This window comes from Bacillus sp. P4_D3 (assembly GCF_056401855.1).
In genome coordinates, this window is record NZ_JBFUIN010001282.1 from 1 (window position 1) to 587 (window position 587).

1 protein-coding gene is annotated in these 587 nt (G+C 30.5%); it reads right to left on the bottom strand.

Features of this window, described 5'->3' with window-relative positions; translation table 11 throughout:
• Positions 1-108: 108 nt before the first annotated feature.
• Entirely contained in the window at positions 109-318 is a 210-nt protein-coding gene (locus AC1DTM_RS30825) for a hypothetical protein (protein WP_002158072.1), read from the bottom strand.
• Positions 319-587: the final 269 nt, after the last annotated feature.

Below are 587 nucleotides of genomic sequence, written 5' to 3' on the forward strand. Positions count from 1 at the left end.
CCTTTTTACAATAAGCGTTTTGAATATTTCTCAATAAAGCTTTCTCTTCACAAAAAAAACTGCGTATAAAAGGTCTCTTTAATAACCTTTTATACGCAGCTTCTTTGTTTAAAATCCGATGATATACTCATCATCATATTTATCGTATTGCAAACCCGCTCCTATTCTCAATTCTGTAACTTGATCTCTAAGGAATGGTGCATCTTCTATTTTACTAGTTGCAATTTCAATTCCATATTTTTTTGTTAAATGCGCTAACTCTATTAAAAACCATTCTCTTCGCAACGCGATTGGAATTTCATACGTTCGTCTTTTCATATATACTAGCACCTCTTCTATTTTCATTAATAAAAAGAGTACCACTTCTACTTTCGATACACTTTTTAAAACTATCGTTCATCATCAAAGGCCAATGAAACATTATAGTATATGCATGTCCGTTTTAAACGTGCTATGGCAAAAATAATATTAAAAAACTGAAAAAACCTCATTTAGTTTACATAAAAAAATTATGTAATAGTAAAAGGGTAAGGCTTGTCCCTCATCCTTTTACTATAGAAATCTAAATTAAGAACACCTTGGTACAC